This window comes from Stutzerimonas sp. S1 (assembly GCF_025966695.1).
GTDB lineage: Bacteria > Pseudomonadota > Gammaproteobacteria > Pseudomonadales > Pseudomonadaceae > Stutzerimonas.
This window is the reverse complement of the sequence record NZ_JAOEIY010000002.1, coordinates 399,520-416,819: the sequence shown is the minus strand read 5'-3', so window position 1 is coordinate 416,819 and position 17,300 is coordinate 399,520. Positions and strand designations below refer to the sequence as shown.

Here is a 17,300-nt window from a genome sequence, read left to right as displayed (position 1 = left end):
TCCTTTACCGCTCGTTCATTCAGGCACGCAGATTCTGCCCTTGAATGCCGCCATCACCGTTTTACCAGCGAGAATGGCAACCACGCTGCTCAGCAACACCAGCAGCGTCCAGGCCAGCCAGCCGTAGAAAACCAAGCCAGTACGCGCTGCCATCTCGAAGGTTGCCAGAGTAAGTGCTGCCAACGGGAAGGAGTATGCCCAGGCGGAAATGAAAAAAGGCACGCGGAAAAAGCGCGCGGCGTTGCTGGTCAGCAGCAGGCCGAGGAACAGCGCAGTAAAGTAGAGGATGCGGGCGAAAGCATCCAGACTGTCAGTTAACGCCAGATAGGCGAGGAAGCCTACCGACGGAGGGGCGAGGAGGATGAACAGGGTCGGTGTCAGGCGTACGGGCAGCGGTTCGTGGAAGAACAACCGGTACAGCACGATGGTTAGCAGTACCAGCCAGAAGATCAGGCCGATGCTGAAGAAAAACCAACTGATGTCACTGTGGGCGGAGCTCGCCCCAACCACCGGAACCAGTATGTTGCCGACCACGGGGATGAACCAAGCCGGGTTGACGTGCTTGATCTCGAAGTGAGTGTGGTGAATCCAGCCGCTCATGGCCAACAGCGTAAAAATCAGATGCAGTGCCGCGCCGGTGTTCCACAGCCACTGCGCTGTCGCGGGTGCGGTATGAGCCCAGGCAATGGAGAGTAAAAGAACGCCGATGGAAATGGCGGGGAAGAAGTTCTGCTTGAGCGGGTGAGTGCGTTCGGCCAGCACCGCTGCGGGGTGCCGCAACAGTTTGACTACATAGACCAGTAGTAAAAAGGCGAACAGGCCGCTGGCCAGCCAACGTACGCCACCACCAATTGCCTCGGGTACGACTCCCGTCTGGGCAGCTTTGAGCCAAGCGATTGCAAGGCCAGCGATGCCCATCACGCTAGCGAATAGCGCGACAGGGAAGTGTTCCAGACGATGTGGTGCATCGATGCGGGTATCGATGGTGGTATCCATAGCAACCTCGGCTTCCACTCAGTCGGCCAGACCGGTCAGGAAGGGATCGGCCTGGCCTATTGGAACGCTACTTCTTCAGCGGGCAGGTCTTGATGCCGAGCAGGGAGTAGGCCGGGCACCAGCCGAGCAATCCGGTGACCAACGGCAACACGCCGATCCAGGCCCAGACCGGCCCGCCAAGCACGGCCCATGCGATCAGCCCAATACCGATTACGATGCGGGCGATCTTGTCGATACCGCCAATGTTCTTTTGCATGATTTGCTGCCTCTTCGATTGGGTATGTGAGCGTTACGGGCGATACATTTTTTCCGCGTTCATTTTCGGGGACCATGGCAGCCCGGAGTTCTGCCAGCCGTTCTGCAACCGGAAGCCGGCCTGCGGGCCTTCCTTGATTGCGGAACCCTGGAAGCCATCGATAACGTAACGGGCATTAGGGAAGCCATTGACACGCAGGAAATCCGCGCTGGGTTTGCCGCGCTCGCTACCGGAGCGGCACATGGTGATGATCTCGGTGTTCTCGTCGAGCCCTCGTTTTGTCAGCTCGGCGCGAATCTCGGCAACGAAATTCGGATTCTGCGCGACCTTGTAAGTACCGCGCTGATCGTCCCAGATACCGCGGTCGACCAGCAGGTAGGGCACATTCACATGCGCGGAGTCAGTAAAGCCGACGAACATGATCTCCACCGGATCGCGAACATCGACGAAGAGCAGCTTCGCGTCGCTCTGCTGTACCCGGGTGTAAACCTCTTGAGCCGTCACACCGAGCTCTACTGCCTGGGCACCGTATGTAAAAAGGCTCAGTACGCCGGCAAGCAACAAACGTTTCATCCGCTTTCTCCTTCAATCCATAGTCATGAACAAGCGCGGAATGTATGACTTCGATTCACGAGCCAGACCTGTTACAGCTCGGATTCAATTTCCGCTCCTTTTGATTTTTATACCCCTGGGGGTATAAAAATACAAGGCGGATGGAAGTAACAGCTACCTATCAGGAGCGCTGCGCAAAGGTAGGCAACAAGGTCAGCAGCCGTAGCTACGACGTATCCGCATTTTTAGGTTTAGCACCATGCGCAGGTAGTTGGCGGAGAAGCGCGACAAGCAACGCCGCCGTACACCGGACCGTTCCTAGCGGAGAAACACATCCGAACTGCCAATCAGCACGGTCTCAGTTGTTCTTCATGGTTCGGCAGGCGTGGATTACTCGGCGAACTGTCAGCGCCCGGAGCTGCGTGTCCGCCATTACAGCGCGGCTGACACAACCAAAGGCAACACAAGGACATGCAGGGAGAGCGGTGATCGCCAGATTGGCGCGACGTCGCAGCTGGTTAGGTCGATTGATGTGCGAACGCAGTGATCAAAGCGGATGGTTACCAGCAGCGTGAAGCAGGACAGCGGAACAGCACAGTGCTCAGTCCAGCCGGCATAAGCACCCAGGGAGTTCACTGTGCCGTCTCGATATCGTTTATTTAACATAATATAGATTATGCGAACCTATGGCTCCGACGATCCGTCTCAACCCGCCTACGACATTGGAATGTCAGCCCAAGGGTTTCATTGCCCTGGATCGCACCATCAGCCTTTCGCGTTTACTTCGTCCGTTCCGGAATGCCGAAACGCCGCGCGGAACTCGCTGGGCTTGAGGCCCGCCTGTTTGCGGAAAAAACGGCTGAAATACGCTGCATCGGCGAATCCGAGTTCGCGAGCGACCTGCTGAATGTCCAGCGCTGTGTATGCCAGCTGCCGCTGCGCTTCGCGAACGATCCGCGCGTTGATGACCGCGGTTGGCGATTCACCGAGCTCTTCGCGGCAGGCTCGACCTAGCGTCGTTGCAGTGATCCCAAGGGCCTCGGCATAAAGTCCGAGCGGCCAGTGCTGCCTGAAGTGCACGTCAACCAGTTCGCGAAATTGCGCCAGTAGTGCCGATCGCCGCCCGTTGACCGGCCTGGCCGCCATCGCAGGCTGCGCCAACCGAGTGATCTGCACCAGCAAGGCGATTAACAGCGCATGCCCGGCGGCTACGTTGCCACGCGCATGACTCTGCGCCTCAGCCTGGATCAGCTGGATCAGCGGCCAGATCGGTTCGGAACCGTCCGCTTCCCACGGCAAGGGAACCACTGCCGGACGCTGCATCAGTGCCAGCAGATCGCTGGACAGAATTCTCGCCATCGACTCTAGCGGCCGCTGTGCCGCCGTAATGACCGGTCCGTCGGTATCGACGCTGTAGCGAAAGGCATGCACGGTGCGCTGCGGCAACAGGATCAGGCATGGCGCATGAAAGGCCATGCGGCTGTTCTCCAGCGACACCTCACCCTGACCGCTGCGCACGTAGACGACCTGCAGCAGCGAATCATGCTGATGCGGCTTGATGGCGCGCAGGTGCAGGTCGCCACGGTCGCCGATCCACTCCAGATGCAACAGATCCTGCCATGCCGGTAACGCGGCCTGGCCGTACAAGGCGTAGTTGGGAATGCGTTTGTTCATGCTTGCGATCCGTTCCGGCGGCGCCCACGAAAATGCACCGATTGTCCTAGCCCTTGTTCAATTTGTCACACCTGTTTGCCGTTAAATGTAACGACTAGTGTTTCCCGCGTGCTGCGCTGCAACTCTCCCGCCTTGGCCACGCCCCAGAAATAGAACTCTATGAATATGCCAACCTGGCGCGAATGGCTGTTTTCGGCCAAAGCGCTGACTGCTGCCCTGCTTGCGCTCTACATCGCCCTGGCGATCCCACTGGACAATCCCTACTGGGCCATGGCGTCGGTTTACGTGGTCTCGCATCCGCTCTCCGGGGCGACCCGCTCCAAGGCCATCTACCGCGCTCTCGGTACCCTGCTCGGCGCCGCGGCTTCGGTGGTTCTGCTGCCGCTGTTCGCGCAACAACCGCTGATGCTGAGCCTGGTGATGTCGCTGTGGATCGGCGCCCTGCTCTTTCTTTCACTGCTCGACCGTTCGCCGCGCAGCTACATCTTCCTGCTCGCCGCCTATACCGTGCCATTGATCAGCCTGGCCGAGGTCAATCATCCGTCGACGATCTTCGATGTCGCACTGTCGCGCTCCGAGGAGATTCTGCTCGGCATCGTCTGCGCCAGCGTGGTCAACGCGGTGCTGTTTCCCAGTCGTATCGCACCGACGTTGGGCGCGAAGATGAATCTGCTCCTGCGCGACGGCCGTGCTGCGGTCAGCCGCATGCTCAATGCCCGTCACCTGGGCGAGGCCGATCAGCGTGCACTGAACACGCTGCTGGTCGATGTGATGGGCCTGGACGGCATGATCAACCACCTGAACTACGACAGCAGCAGTCACCTGGCGGCGACACATGCACGCGAGTTCCGCGCGCGCATGGCCATGCTGATGCCGCAGCTGATCGCTGCCGCGGATTCCTTGCACCGTTTGCAGCACGAACTGCACGGCCTGCTGCCGGAGCTGGAGGAACACCTGCAAGACGTCGATCGCTGGATTCAGGACGATGAATCGGCCAGCCACGCCGAGCTGCTGCGCCAGCGCAGTTTGCAGCTGACGGCCTGGCTCAGCGACACCCATCCCGAGCATGCACTGGCGATCGACAGCGGCTTGCGTCAGCTACGCGCGTTGATCGACCTGTGGCAGGACTGCCTCACGCTGCACCGACAGTTCCGCGCCGGTCATACCGACGCTACGCCCACGCTGCGTTATCACGTGCAGCAACTGGTTGGCGGGCCACGCCACTATGACTACGGTCTGCTGGCATTCTCCGCGGCATCGGTGGCGTTGTCGGTGTTCTGCCTGAGCATGCTGTGGTTCGTTTCCGGCTGGGAGCATGGCTACAGCGGCGTATTCATCGCGGCGGTCGCGGGCTGTTTCTTTGCCAGCCAGGACAACCCGGCACCGTTCATCAAATCCTTTCTGAACGCCACGGTGATTTCCTCGGTAGCAGCCGGTATCTACCTCTTCGCCCTGATGCCCAATGTGCACGACTTCGGCAGCCTGGCCACCCTGCTCGCCGTACCCCTGCTACTGCTTGGCACCCTCGCCGGACGTCCGCAACACGCAGGCACGGTGATCGTCGTAGCGGTGCAGACGATCTCCAACATCACCATCCAGGACAGCTACCGCGCAGACTTCCAGCTGTTCGCCGATATCGCTTTGTCCACCGCGCTTGGCGTGGTATTCGCGTTGGTCTGGGCGCGCCTGACCCGCCCGTTCGGAGCGCACCGGGCCGCGCGACGGCTGGCGCGGCATGGCTGGGTAAGCCTGGCCGAGCTGGCAGTCACGCGACGCAAACATAACTATGCAGACATCGCCTCGAACTTCGTCGACCGCACCGCCCAGCTACTGCCGCGCCTGACCCAACTGGGCGACGACCGCCTGGCACTGAATGATGCTGCGCGGGAACTGCGCATCTGCTTTCGCCTGCTTGAACTGCGCGAGCTGCATTTGTCAGCCGTGGACGACCGCCCCGTACAAGCAGTGCTCGGCATGATTCATGAGCACTTTCGCACCTGTGCCAAGGCGCATCGTCAACTGCCAGCGCCACAGCCTTTGCAACAGGCGCTGGAAGCCGCCCTGCTCCAGCTGCAAACCAACCCCACCCGCATCGCGCAAAAGGCGGCACAGGCGCTGCACGGCCTGCGTCTGGCGCTGTATCCCGACGCGCCAGCCAGTGTGTCCGCACCGTTGGCGCAATTGCGGTCATCCGCAGGGCACGATCCAGCAGGAGTCTGCGCATGACCGGCCATCTGAATATCTATGGCGTCTACGTGCCCGTGCTACTGATCGCGATGCTCGCCGCCTACGGCCTGAAAAGCCTGCTTGCCGCGTTGCTGCAACGGCTGGGCTTCTACCGCTGGGTCTGGCACCCACCGCTGTTCAATCTCGCCCTGTACATCCTCGTGCTCGGCGCCCTGTTCAACCTAGTACCCCGGATGTAAATCGTGAAGAACTGGATACCCGCCGCCGGCTCGGTAATGTTGACCCTGCTGGCCGTAGCCTTCGCCGCCATCGTCTGCATGCACCTGTGGGACTACTACATGGAAGCACCGTGGACCCGCGATGGCCACGTACACGCCGACATCATCCAGGTGGCACCGGATGTGTCCGGGCTGGTGACCGAACTGCACGTGCGTGACAACCAGAAGGTCAGCCGCGGCCAGGTGCTGTTCGTGATCGATCAGGCGCGCTTCGAGCTGGCCGTCGACGAATCCCTGGCCGCCGTACAGGAACGCCGTGCACAGCTGGAGCAGGCGCGCCGCGAAGCCAGGCGCAACCGCGTGCTGAAGGACTTGATCGCGGCGGAAACCGTGGAGATCGGCGACACCCAGGTCAAGCGCGCCGAAGCCGCGCTGGCCACCGCCGAGGCGGCACTCGGCGTGGCACGACTGGACCTCAAGCGGACCACCGTGCTCAGCCCGGTGGATGGCTACCTCAGCGACCAGACCATGCGTGTCGGTGATTACGTGAAAACCGGCACGCCAGTGCTGTCGATCGTCGACACCGATTCGCTGCGCGTCGAAGGCTATTTCGAGGAAACCAAGTTGCACGCCATCGAGATCGGCCAGCCGGTGGACATCCGCATCATGGGCGAAGCACAACACCTGCGCGGTCACGTGCAGAGCATCGCCGCCGGTATCGAGGACCGCGACCGCGCGCGCGGCACCTCGCTGCTGCCCAATATCGACCCGAGCTTCAACTGGGTGCGACTGGCGCAACGGATACCGGTGCGCGTGATGCTGGACGCGGATCAGCAGACTGACATCCGGCTGGTGATCGGCCGCACCGCGACGCTCTCGGTACTGCCCTGGCCGGACAATCATGGCGCGGAGCCGGCGATCCAATGAGCCGCACTTCCCGTTGCGCCCTGCTAGCGCTGTGCACCGCCCTCGCCGCCTGCTCTGCGGTCGGCCCGGATTACCGACTGCCCGACGAGGCGGCAATCACGCGTGAGAAGGCGCAGGCGCCGTTCGATCTTGCTGGCAACCTCGAAGTCTCTGCGGCACCGCTCCTGCCAGACGGCTGGTGGCGGCTGTATGACGACCCCCTGCTCAATCAGCTGGTTAACGCCGCGCTGGCCGGCAACACCGATGTGCGCGTCGCGTACCACAACCTGCGGCGCGCCTACGAGGGCTACCAGATGGCCCATCACGCTCAGGAAGTCGAGATTGGCGGCAGCGGCTCGCTTGCCCGTGGCCAGCTGTCCAGCGAGGCGCTGGCGCTGCACGAGAAACTACCGGTGATGAATCTTGCCGACGCCGGTCTTACCGTCGGCTACCAGCTCGACCTGCTCGGCAAACTGCAGCGTGCCACCGAATCGGCGGCAGCCAATGCCGAGGCTAGCCAGGCCGCGCTCGATGCGGCCCGCCTCACGCTGGTCGCCCAAGTGGTGCGCAACTATGTGCAGGCCTGCCATGCCACCGAGGAACTGCACATCGCCGAGCATTCGCTGTCGATCCAGCGTCGCCAGCTCGATGTGGCCGAGCGCCTGCTCGCCGGAGGGCGCGGCAACCAGGTAGACGTCTCTCGCGCGCAAGCCCAGACGCAAGCGTTGCAGGCCGAGCTGCCGCCATTCGAGACGAAGAAAGCGGCCGCGCTCTACCGGCTCGCCGCCCTGCTCGGCCGCACACCCGGCGACCTGCCGTCGCCTGTCGCTGCCTGCGAGCATGCGCCGCAGCTGAGTCAGCCGATTCCGGTGGGCGACGGCGCCGCGCTGCTCAAGCGGCGGCCGGATATCCGCGCCGCCGAGCGCCAACTCGCCGCGGCTACCGCCGACATAGGAGTCGCGACCGCAATGATGTATCCAGAGGTCAGTCTCGGTGCCAGCGCCGGTTACACCGGCATGCTCGAACACATGGGCGACCCGATAACCCGTCGCTGGGCGTTCGGCCCGCATATCGCCTGGCATTTCCCGACTCAGGTCGACCGCGCTCGTGTGCGCGCCACCGAGGCAGGCGCCGATGCCGCGCTCGCGCGTTTCGACGGCGTGGTGCTCGACGCCTTGCGCGAAACCCAAACATTGCTCAGTCGTTATGCACATGACCTGCAACGCAACCGCGCCCTGCGGGCGTCACGCGATGCCGCGAAGGCGGCGGCCGAGTACAACCGCACGCTTTATCAGGAAGGCCGCCTCGCCTACCTCGACAGCCTGGACGCGGAACGGACCCTGGCCACCAGCGAAGCCGCCCTCGCGGCCTCCGAGGCCCAGCTCTCGCAGGATCAAGTGGACCTGTTCCTCGCTCTCGGCGGCGGCTGGATGACCATCGCCGGACAACCGCGTAGTGATGAACGGCTCAGCGAGCAACGGGCTGCAAGGCAATAACCGCCATTCCGGTCAGAGCGATGGCGGCTCCAGCGACATCCCAGCGCGTCAGCGCGACGCCATCGACCAGGCGCAGCCAGAGCAACGCAACCGCGATATACATGCCACCGTAGGCCGCATACGTGCGCCCTGCCGCTGTGGGATGCAGCGTCAGCAGCCAGGCGAACAGCGCCAATGAAAGCGCCGCAGGGACGAGCAGCAGGGAGCTTTTATGTTGCTTGAGCACCAGCCAGGGGAGATAGCAGCCCAGGATTTCAGCCAGTGCGGTTACGGCAAACAGACAACCGAGGCGCAGCAGTTCCACAACAAGACCTCAATGGTGCTGGGGACGTCGATGAAGTTGACGCCGCACGGACAGGGCAGTCTGACCTGAGGCTGGCCTAGGTCAAGTGATGAGCTGCGCGATCGTATCGGCAATCGGGCTCTGCACTGCTCTGTCATCTCCTAACGATAAGCAGGCATCATCGGCCGTACGAGTTGCATCAGGGGTAACAATCAATGGATATGCTGCAGGCAATGCAAATGTTCGTGCGGGTGGTCGATGCCGGCAGCTTCACCGCCGCGGCGACGCAAGCGGCGACCTCGACGGCGCAGGTTTCGCGCCTGGTTTCCGACCTGGAAAACCAGTTGCAGGCACGCTTGCTACACCGCACCACGCGCCGCCTGGCACTGACCGAGGCCGGCGCACGCTTTCTCGAACAATGCCGGCAGATCCTTGCACAGCTCGAACAGGCCCAGCTGGAAGCCTGCGGCGCACACCAGAAACCACGTGGGCGCCTGCGCGTGCATTCCACTACCGGGCTGGGTATCCAGTTGCTCGCCACCCTGGCAAGCCGCTACAACCAGCTGTATCCCGAGGTGCGACTCGAACTCATGTTGTCGCAACGGCAGCCGGGCTTGCTGGAAGAGGAACTGGACGTGGTCATTACCCTCTCCCGCGAACTGCCCGACTCCGAACTCATCGCACAGAATCTTGGCACGGTATTCAACGTCGTCTGTGCAGCGCCGAGTTACCTCGACCAGCATGGCGTTCCGAGCCAGCCCCAGGACCTGGAACAGCACCGCTGCCTGCGGCTGGTCGACCCGGTCTGTGCCGACACGTGGGAGTTCAGCAGCGACGACGGCGATTTTCTGTTCCACCCCGGCGACACCTTCAAGGTCAACGTGGCCGAAGCCATGGCCAGCGCCGCCGAAGCCGGCATGGGGATCTGCCTGTTGCCCGACTACGTGGCCGCACCGGCCTTGCAGCGTCGGACCCTGGTGCGATTGTTGCCGCGCTTTCGCCTGCAGGAAAAAAGCATCTACGCGCTCTACCCGTCACGGCGCTTTCTCGATGCGAAGACCAAGACCTGGCTGGACTTCCTCAAGCTGGAATTGCCCAAGGCGTTCGACCGCTATCATCAGGTCATCGGGAATTCGGCGTACTGGTCCTGATTGTTACCTGATCGGTAAGAGTGCTTGACGGCAGACGCGCTTTTTCCCGGTGCGCCGTCGCCGTAATCTTCACCGGTGGCCCCAGCGGTAGGCCCCTCCACCGCTGAGCCGGACGCCAGATCGGGTGCTCCTTCGATCATGGCAGCCGGCAGGCCCCTCTCCGGGCCGCTTGTCCTCGTGGCGGCCCTTTTTATTCCGCTGGTGCGCCGCATCGCACCAGCCTTGCGCGGTCCCACCTGGCCAGGCCATGTCGCACCGCCAAGCACTTCGTGTGGAGGTCCGATATGAACAAGCTGTTTTGCATCGCCAGTCTGGCACTCTGCGCCCAGGTCGCCAACGCGCAAACCCAGGCGGTTCCCTATGAGTACGGGGACAAGCTCGACATTGCCAAGCTGGTTTCACTAGAGGTGCCACAGGGCGGCTGCGAGGTGGTCGAGGCGAAGATGACCTACATCGATTCCAAGGGTGAAACCCACGTCACCACCTACCTGCGCCAAGGGACCGAGTGCGGCAACTTCTGACTCGGACAGCAGCGGCTGACGCGCCCGCGCCCCGCTGCTTCTTTGTTAGCGCGCTCCGTCGCACATGACTCTGCCCTAGCGTTGCGGATGCTGATCGCCGACCCGCTGCACCCTAGTCGCCATCGGGCCCTGCTCACCGAGCTCTTCCGCGAAGCGCACCTCGTCGCCGATCTGCAGCGCGCCAAAAGCATCGTTCAGCACGCTGTGGTGTCGAAAGACCAGCTGCCGGCCATCGGTGGTCTCGATCCTGCCGCCGTCGCCCGCTGCATCCAGCTCGATCACCAGCCCCTGATGATGCAGCGCTTCAGTCGCCAAATCGCCGCATGATCGGTGGGCGTATTCATCGAGCTGCCAGCGCACCGCCTCGAAACTGTCGCGGATCGCCACGTACGGATCGGCGTGGGGCTGCGGTGGCTGATCAGCCCGATCGGAGTGGATCTCACCGTCGGCCAGGGTCAGACGAACCTCCACCTTGTAGCGTTTGCCGTGCTGTTCGGCCTGTTGCATGGCAGTCACCCCGACGGTACAGCCGATGATGTCCTGGCAGCGCTGTTCAAGCTCGGCGCAATGCTCACGGATCTGGGTCTCGAGAGCGGGCGAAGGGCCCATCTGCTGGAAGTCGATGTGCAACGGCTTGTCCATGGCGATACCTCGCGGATCAAAAATGGTAGGCACACGCGCCCGGCCGATGCGCTCAGAGGCCCAGGCGTTCGCGCATCTCTGACGTAATGCTCTGTTCGCAGGCGCCGATGCCCGCCCAGGGATCGTCGTCGCCCAGTTCCTGCAGGCGCGGCAGCAGGTTGCGCACACTCCAGGCATTGGCGCCCTTGATCTCGCCGAGCTCGGCACGGTGGATCGGCACCGACACCGGCAGTCCTTCGCGCGCACGCACCGAATAGACATTGACGGTACTGGCGCCCTGGCTGTTGCGTAGATAGTCGATGAAGATGCGCCCAATGCGGTTCTTCGGCCCGCTGGTCGCGGAGAAATGGTCAGGCAGCAGCTTGGCCAGATACCGCGCTATCGCCTGGCTGAACGCTTTCACCTCTTTCCAGCCCTGCTTTGGCCGCAGAGGCACGACGATGTGCATGCCCTTGCCGCCGCTGGTCTTGAGGTAGGAGTTCAGGCCGATCTCGTCGAGCAAGGTCTGGGTTAGCTGGGTGGCTTCCACCATGCGTTTCCATGGCAGTGCCGGGTCCGGGTCGAGATCGAGCACGAAACGATCCGGGTGGGTCAGGTCCGGCGCCAGTGCGTTCCAGCTGTGCAGCTCGATGGTGCCCATCTGCGCGGCGCCGACCAGCGCCTCGACCGAGTCGATCACCAGCAGTGGCGCATGTTGCGGATAGAGCTCGCGGTCGAGCTGGGTGATGTGCGGGATGCTCAGCTTGTCCGCGTGCTTCTGGAAAAACAGCTCGCCGGTGATGCCCTCCGGCGCGCGGACCAGCGCCAGCGGCCGGGCTTGCAGATGCGGTAAGGCCCAGGGTGCGACCTCCGCATAGAAACGCGCCAGTTCCAGCTTGGTCGTGCCGCTGCCCGGGTCGATGATCCGCTCGGGGTTGGAAATCCTGATTCGGCCGCCGGCTACCGGATCGCTCTTCAGCTTCCCTCGCGTGGCTTTCGTTCCACCGGTTAGTGGTTTGGCGCGCTCGCGGGTGATCGCCTTGGCCGGCTTGTCCGAGCGCAGGCCGTGGAACACCGCGTGGCGCACCACGCCTTGACGGGTCATCTCGGCATAGCCGACTTCGCACATCAGCTGCGGTTGCAACCACTGTGCGCCCCGCACGTCAGCCGCTGGAGGTGTCTGTTCCAGCGGGCATCGTTCACTGTGCAGTGCCTTCAGCTGCTTGTGCAGGCTGGTCAGGGTGGCCTGGCTGAAGCCGGTGCCGACCTTGCCGGCGTAGCGCAGCGCACCGGCGTCGTCATGCAAGCCAAGCAGCAGCGCGCCAAAGCCGCTACGCGAGCCCTTGGGCTGGGTATAGCCGACGATGATGAACTCCTGGCGGTTCTTGCACTTGATCTTCACCCAGCTGCTGCTGCGCTTGCCAGCGTAATGACTGCCGGCGCGCTTGCCGATCAGGCCTTCGAGTTTCATCTGGCAGGCGCTTTCCAGAATGCTGTCAGGCTGCTCGGTGAAATCTTCGGAAAAGCGCAGCAGCTCGCTGCCGTTGCCCTCAAGAACGCGTCGCAGCGCGGTCCGGCGTTGTTCCAGCGGGACCTGTCGCAGATCCATGCCATTGAGATAAGGGACGTCGAACAGGTAATAGAGAATGTTGCCGCTGCGCCCGGCCTCGAACGCATTCTGCAGGGCCTGGAAATCCGGCGTGCCCTCCTCGTTCGGCACCACCACTTCACCATCCAGCCAGGCACAATCGATGTTCAGCGCCGCCAGCGCCGCCGCCTGTTGTGGCATCTTCGCGGTCCAGTCGTGGCCGTTGCGGGTGAAAAGCCGCACCTCGCCCGCCTCGATGCGCGCAAGGATGCGATAGCCGTCGAATTTGATCTCGTAGCGCCAATCGCCATCGGGCACCGCCTCGACGAGCGTCGCCAGCTGCGGCTTCAGGATCTTGGGCAGCGCTGCGGGATGAGCACCTTCCAGCAAAGCGTCACCCGCCTGTCTGTGCTGGCGTCGTGGCGCAGACCGCTTGCTCGACGGCGGTACCGTGCTGCCGCGCTTGCGTGGTATCAGCGTGCGCTCGCTAAGCACACTGTCAGGCTCGGCGCTGACCACGTCGAACTCGCTCTGGGCGCGGGCCGCCTCGTCCCTGCCTTTGATCAGAAACCACTGCTCCTGCTTGCCCTTCATCTGTGTGCGTACCAGATTCCAGCTGCCGCCGAGCTTCTCGCCAGCGAGGCTGAATTTGAGCTTGCCGTTGCGGTAGCCCTCGGCAGGATCGCCTTCCGGTATCCACACACCACGGTCCCAGACGATTACGTCACCCGCGCCGTAATGGCCTTCGGGGATATGTCCCTCGAAACTGGCGTAATCCAGCGGATGGTCTTCGACATGCACCGCCAACCGACGTACCTGCGGGTCCAGACTCGGGCCCTTGGGGATGGCCCAGCTCTTCAGCGTACCGTCCAGCTCCAGACGGAAATCGTAGTGCAGGCGCGAGGCATCGTGCTTCTGGATGCAAAACTCCAGCGCTTGCCACTCACGTCGCGCGCTGGAGGCACTGTCTGCCGGCTCCGGCGTTGCGGTGAAATCGCGCTTGCGCTTGTACTCATCGAGGGCCATGAGCGGCGCTCCGAAGTCGAATCGCCGCCTATTCCAGCTTACCGGCGTCAGTGGATGAGTCCTTGGGGCCGCCTGGGTCGGCATGCCGCGTCGAGTCGGTCGAGCCGTCCTCGTGGCGCTGCGGATTGGCGACAGGGCGGCCGTCCTCGGTGACGGTACGACCTTGCTCATCCGTGTGCGTCTTCACTTCCTCCTGGGGTGTCGGATTGCCCATGCTGCTGGGTGGCGAGCCACGGTCGTCGCCAGCAGTACCAGCCGGATACTGGGCGAATGCCGGCATTGCCAGCAGCCCGCTCAGGGCGAATGTCAGGGCCAATCTGCTCACTGTTTGTCCTCCGCTCTTTATGACGCTGTGCTGGGACACGCGCCGCTACCTACTCAGTTTTGTCATCCCGGGCTGATATGAGTTCAGCAGTACGGATCGCCGGGCCAGCCAGGCTCACCGATGAAAGGCAGGGGCTGGGGATGCCGGATTCAGCCGACTCTCGGTGCCGCGCGCCAAAAGGTGCCGGATGGTGATTTACATCCGGCGAGTGGCTGCTACGGTTCTTCAGTGGTCGGCACCAACGACGATGCGCCTCGGCACATCCAACGCTTCTTAACCTCCCGCATAGGAGGATTTATGGACTCGCGACTTCCCCTGTTCAAGATCGAAGCGATCCTGCACGACTACCTGCAGCCTTATCGTTGCGAGTGTCGCGCCGAATCCAGCGGTCTCAGCGTGCGCGTCTACGGCGAGCAGAGCGATCATGAGGAACTGACCGTACTCGGTGTGACGCATGATCAGTGCCGCGACGCCGCCAATCTGGTACGTCTGGCTCAGGAGCTGCGCATCGAGATGGTGGTTACGCGCAGTGAAATGCCGGCTGAACGCGCGACGGCCAGCGCTATCGACTGATTCGCCTGCGTCGCGCCGGTCGGCGATCAGCGTACGCCGCTGTCACGCGTGGCGCCCTTGCCACGGGCCAGATACTTCAAAAAAACGTCGTGGCCATAGCTATGGCTCTGCTCCGCCGTCTGCCGGCCGAAGCGACCCCACGCCCGCTCATGCAGATAGAACACCACCGTGTTGAGCAGCGGCTCGATCAGTGCTGCGGCACCGCTGATGGCGAAATTGCCGGTGAGCGCATACACCACGGTAAATGCGGTGATGAAGTGGAGAATGGCGAAGGTCAGGGTTTTCAGTAGCGGTCTGGGCTTCATCGAAGGTTCCATTACGTACGGTCGTCGCACCCTTACGGACGGCTGTACGAGAAATGGTGATGCCGGAACAGGCGGACGCGATCACAGCCCGCCTGAATCCTTTTCCAGCCTGGCGAATGGCCCGCGCGCTTAGCGCTTGGCCTCGACATGCGGCTCGGCGGCGCGCGTCAGGTAGGCCTGGGTGAGTTCTGCCAGATGGTCGCGCAGCCAGTCGGCCATCGCGATTTCCTCGACCAGGATCCGCTCGCACACGGCCTTGGTCTGGCTGTCACCCACCGCCTCCGCGGCGGCAATTAGGATCTTGTAGGAAGCGATCTCCAGATTCTCGAATACGTAACCCATCTGGGCGCCCTTGACGATCTCATCGCTGACCATCATGCCGCCCATCGCCTGCCCCATCGCCATCATCTTGCCGCCGAGGTCCTTCAAACCCGAGTAGGACTTGTCATGCCGCTGCAGGCACTCCTCGATCAGCTTCGATTGGTTCTGGGTCTCGACGATGTGTTGCTCGATGCGCGCCTTCAGCTTGGGATAGTGCTCGATGCGACTCGCCTGCTTCTTCAGCATGGTTTCAGCCTGCGCCTCCATCGCATGGGCATCACGCAGCCATTCGATCAGGCGTTCGGTACGGACATCGTGGCCAGTCTGTGCACTTTGCATTGGGAAATCTCCTGTCAGAGGTGGTTTGGGCTCGCTGGCCCGCCTGCAAGGTGTGAAAAGCAAGCCTGCGGCGGAGTTCCCCGCATCCGACTGACTGCACCCACGGGCGGTCGGCTGAACTCGGCGACGCGCAGCCAGTCTCTTGCCCGGGTATCGCGGATTGGACTCAGCGTGATCGAAATTCCAGCCTTCCTCCTGCAATGGGACAGCTACATCACGCGTCCGGGCTTGCGCACGCTGGCGGTTGCCATCGCCGTACTGTTGCTGCTCAGCCTGTTCGGTCGGCTGCTCACGGCCATCATGCTGCGCCTGGCACGCGGGTTCGTACTGACCCGCGAGCTATCCGAGCATCTGGACAAACCCATCCGCCTGCTGCTGCCCTTGCTGGGCCTGCAGGGCGTCTGGCAATCGGCACCGGACGGCCTTCCGCTGCTCGAGGCTGCGCGGCACATCACTGCGCTGGCGATCATCGCGACCCTCACCTGGCTCGCGTTGCGTCTGCTGCGCGGACTGCAACAAGTGATCGAGCTGAACAATCCGGTCGATGTCAGCGACAACCTGCGCGCGCGGCAGATTCAGACCCAGTCGCGGGTGCTGCTGCGCACGCTCAGCCTGTTCTTCTTGCTCATCGGCGTGGCGGCGATGCTGATGACCTTTCCTTCGGCGCGGCAGTTCGGCACCAGCCTGCTCGCCTCTGCCGGTCTCGCCGGACTGGCGGTGGGTTTCGCCGCCAGACCGGTGCTCGCCAATCTCATCGCCGGGCTGCAGATCGCGATCACCCAGCCGATCCGCCTGGACGATGTGGTGATCGTCGAAGACGAATGGGGGCGCATCGAGGAAATCACCGGCACCTACGTGGTAGTACGCATCTGGGACGACCGACGGCTGGTGGTGCCGCTGCAGTACTTCATCGAGAAGCCGTTCCAGAACTGGACACGACGCAACTCCAGCCTGATCGGCAGCGTGTTCCTCTGGGCCGACTATTCGCTGCCGCTGGAATCTGTGCGCGAGGAATTGCGCCGGCTGTGCAAGGACGTGCCGGAGTTGTGGGATGGCCGCGTCTGCGTGCTACAGGTGACCGAAGCCGGCGAGAAAGCCATCCAGCTGCGTGCGTTGGTCAGCTCGGCCGACTCCTCACGCAACTGGGATCTGCGCTGCCACATCCGCGAGAACCTGCTGGGTTTCATCCAGCGCCAGTATCCCCAAGCGCTACCGCAGTTGCGCGCCGACCTGGCCGTCGGACAGAAACCGGCGCCAGACACCTCGCAGCCGGCGCATGTCGAGCCCGAACGACAGCCGCCGGTTTGAGCAACGCGTGTCAGCGCGTTGCTGCGAGCATTTCCTGTAACTGAGCGTATTTGCGCCGCAGTTGGGACAACCCGTGGCGGGCGGCCTGTTTGCGAATGGCCACGCGGTCGCCCTCGAACTTCACCGTTTCGCTGACTGTCGCCACTCGCTCACCCTGCCTGAGCGCCCAGGCGTAACACTGGGTGCCGCCCTCATCCGCCTGGGCGTCGTCGGCGACGCCCGTATTGGCCACGCTAAAGTCGGCACTGCTGGCGTGCAGCGCGCCAATCGCCATTTCCGTGGCCACCTCTTCGCTGGTCAGGCCGTAGCGTTCGATGGTGTCGAAATTCACCTGCAGCAGACGATGCTTGGCCGCCGGTGAATAGACCACGAAGCCGCTATCGAGCACCTGTCCGCAGCCGGGGATGTCGCCCAGCAGCGAGGCCATCAACCCGCAAGTACAGGACTCGGCGGTGGCCAGCGTCAGCCGGTGATTGCGAAGGAACGTCACGACGTCGTCGACGCTCTGCATAGTCGCCTCCTGAAGTTATGCCGAATTCATCTGTGCGTAGCGTTCGGAGCGACTTGTAGGAATCGAGTTCCTTACCTTTAATTTTTAATTGCAGTTCAGAACTTTCTGCCGGGCCGCTCGGTCTGGTCTTTAGCTAGGGCCAG

The 17,300-nt window shown here is 62.8% G+C and carries 19 protein-coding genes; 8 read left to right on the top strand and 11 right to left on the bottom strand.

Features of this window, described 5'->3' with window-relative positions; genetic code table 11:
- Positions 1-15: 15 nt before the first annotated feature.
- The 4 genes from N8H22_RS05835 to N8H22_RS05820 all read right to left on the bottom strand — a co-directional run bounded on the left by N8H22_RS05835 (position 16) and on the right by N8H22_RS05820 (position 3,478).
- A complete protein-coding gene (locus N8H22_RS05835; protein ID WP_264589671.1) occupies positions 16-996 on the bottom strand; it encodes an SLAC1 anion channel family protein in 981 nt (326 codons plus the stop codon).
- A gap of 67 nt (positions 997-1,063) precedes the next feature.
- A complete protein-coding gene (locus N8H22_RS05830) occupies positions 1,064-1,252 on the bottom strand; it encodes a DUF2892 domain-containing protein (protein ID WP_264589670.1) in 189 nt (62 codons plus the stop codon).
- Positions 1,253-1,285: 33 nt separating this feature from the next.
- Positions 1,286-1,825 carry a rhodanese-like domain-containing protein gene (locus tag N8H22_RS05825; protein ID WP_264589669.1) on the bottom strand — a complete coding sequence of 180 codons (540 nt, stop codon included), beginning with the start codon at positions 1,823-1,825 and terminating at the stop codon, positions 1,286-1,288.
- A 744-nt stretch (positions 1,826-2,569) separates the two neighbouring features.
- On the bottom strand, positions 2,570-3,478 hold the full coding sequence (locus N8H22_RS05820) for a helix-turn-helix domain-containing protein (RefSeq protein ID WP_264589668.1): 909 nt from the start codon (positions 3,476-3,478) through the stop codon (positions 2,570-2,572).
- Between the two features lie 159 nt (positions 3,479-3,637).
- Between N8H22_RS05820 and N8H22_RS05815 the strand changes: the two genes are divergently transcribed.
- The 4 genes from N8H22_RS05815 to N8H22_RS05800 are packed head-to-tail and all read left to right on the top strand — an operon-like array spanning position 3,638 to position 8,285.
- A complete protein-coding gene (locus tag N8H22_RS05815) occupies positions 3,638-5,704 on the top strand; it encodes an FUSC family protein (protein WP_264589667.1) in 2,067 nt (688 codons plus the stop codon).
- Entirely contained in the window at positions 5,701-5,904 is a 204-nt protein-coding gene (locus N8H22_RS05810) for a DUF1656 domain-containing protein (protein WP_264589666.1), read from the top strand. The genes N8H22_RS05815 and N8H22_RS05810 overlap by 4 nt, the downstream gene beginning before the upstream one ends.
- 3 nt (positions 5,905-5,907) lie before the next feature.
- Positions 5,908-6,810 carry an HlyD family secretion protein gene (locus tag N8H22_RS05805; RefSeq protein WP_264589665.1) on the top strand — a complete coding sequence of 301 codons (903 nt, stop codon included), beginning with the start codon at positions 5,908-5,910 and terminating at the stop codon, positions 6,808-6,810.
- Complete coding sequence (locus N8H22_RS05800; protein ID WP_264589664.1) at positions 6,807-8,285, top strand: efflux transporter outer membrane subunit; 1,479 nt, start codon at positions 6,807-6,809, stop codon at positions 8,283-8,285. Before N8H22_RS05805 ends, N8H22_RS05800 begins: the two co-directional genes overlap by 4 nt.
- On the opposite strand, the gene N8H22_RS05795 is transcribed toward N8H22_RS05800, so the two are convergent.
- Positions 8,257-8,589, bottom strand: coding sequence for a YnfA family protein (locus N8H22_RS05795; RefSeq protein WP_264589663.1), 333 nt, complete (start codon positions 8,587-8,589; stop codon positions 8,257-8,259). The two genes, N8H22_RS05800 and N8H22_RS05795, sit on opposite strands and share 29 nt — an antisense overlap.
- A 194-nt stretch (positions 8,590-8,783) precedes the next feature.
- On the opposite strand from N8H22_RS05795, the gene N8H22_RS05790 reads away from it, so the two are divergent.
- Positions 8,784-9,719: a LysR family transcriptional regulator gene (locus tag N8H22_RS05790; protein WP_264589662.1), complete on the top strand. Its 936-nt coding sequence runs from the start codon at positions 8,784-8,786 to the stop codon at positions 9,717-9,719.
- A 284-nt stretch (positions 9,720-10,003) separates the two neighbouring features.
- The gene (locus tag N8H22_RS05785; RefSeq protein ID WP_264589661.1) at positions 10,004-10,240 is read left to right on the top strand and encodes a DUF2790 domain-containing protein; all 237 of its coding nucleotides are present in this window, start codon (positions 10,004-10,006) and stop codon (positions 10,238-10,240) included.
- Between the two features lie 75 nt (positions 10,241-10,315).
- On the opposite strand, the gene N8H22_RS05780 is transcribed toward N8H22_RS05785, so the two are convergent.
- From N8H22_RS05780 to N8H22_RS05770, 3 genes are read right to left on the bottom strand one after another with little or no spacing between them, the layout of a single operon-like run.
- Positions 10,316-10,882, bottom strand: a complete 567-nt coding sequence (locus N8H22_RS05780) for an HPF/RaiA family ribosome-associated protein (protein WP_264589660.1) — start codon at positions 10,880-10,882, stop codon at positions 10,316-10,318.
- A gap of 52 nt (positions 10,883-10,934) precedes the next feature.
- Positions 10,935-13,475, bottom strand: a complete 2,541-nt coding sequence (gene ligD, locus N8H22_RS05775) for a DNA ligase D (RefSeq protein WP_264589659.1) — start codon at positions 13,473-13,475, stop codon at positions 10,935-10,937.
- A 28-nt stretch (positions 13,476-13,503) separates the two neighbouring features.
- Entirely contained in the window at positions 13,504-13,800 is a 297-nt protein-coding gene (locus N8H22_RS05770) for a hypothetical protein (protein WP_264589658.1), read from the bottom strand.
- A gap of 297 nt (positions 13,801-14,097) precedes the next feature.
- On the opposite strand from N8H22_RS05770, the gene N8H22_RS05765 reads away from it, so the two are divergent.
- The gene (locus N8H22_RS05765; RefSeq protein ID WP_264589657.1) at positions 14,098-14,373 is read left to right on the top strand and encodes a DUF1652 domain-containing protein; all 276 of its coding nucleotides are present in this window, start codon (positions 14,098-14,100) and stop codon (positions 14,371-14,373) included.
- A gap of 26 nt (positions 14,374-14,399) precedes the next feature.
- Here N8H22_RS05765 and N8H22_RS05760 read toward each other — a convergent pair whose 3' ends face one another.
- Together N8H22_RS05760 and N8H22_RS05755 are read right to left on the bottom strand one after the other, a co-directional pair.
- A complete protein-coding gene (locus tag N8H22_RS05760) occupies positions 14,400-14,678 on the bottom strand; it encodes a DUF2061 domain-containing protein (RefSeq protein ID WP_264589656.1) in 279 nt (92 codons plus the stop codon).
- 129 nt (positions 14,679-14,807) lie between these two features.
- Entirely contained in the window at positions 14,808-15,338 is a 531-nt protein-coding gene (locus N8H22_RS05755) for a ferritin-like domain-containing protein (protein WP_264589655.1), read from the bottom strand.
- Between the two features lie 195 nt (positions 15,339-15,533).
- On the opposite strand from N8H22_RS05755, the gene N8H22_RS05750 reads away from it, so the two are divergent.
- A complete protein-coding gene (locus tag N8H22_RS05750; RefSeq protein ID WP_264589839.1) occupies positions 15,534-16,646 on the top strand; it encodes a mechanosensitive ion channel family protein in 1,113 nt (370 codons plus the stop codon).
- A 10-nt stretch (positions 16,647-16,656) separates the two neighbouring features.
- Here N8H22_RS05750 and N8H22_RS05745 read toward each other — a convergent pair whose 3' ends face one another.
- The gene (locus N8H22_RS05745) at positions 16,657-17,157 is read right to left on the bottom strand and encodes a CinA family protein (protein ID WP_264589654.1); all 501 of its coding nucleotides are present in this window, start codon (positions 17,155-17,157) and stop codon (positions 16,657-16,659) included.
- Between the last annotated feature and the right edge of the window lie 143 nt (positions 17,158-17,300).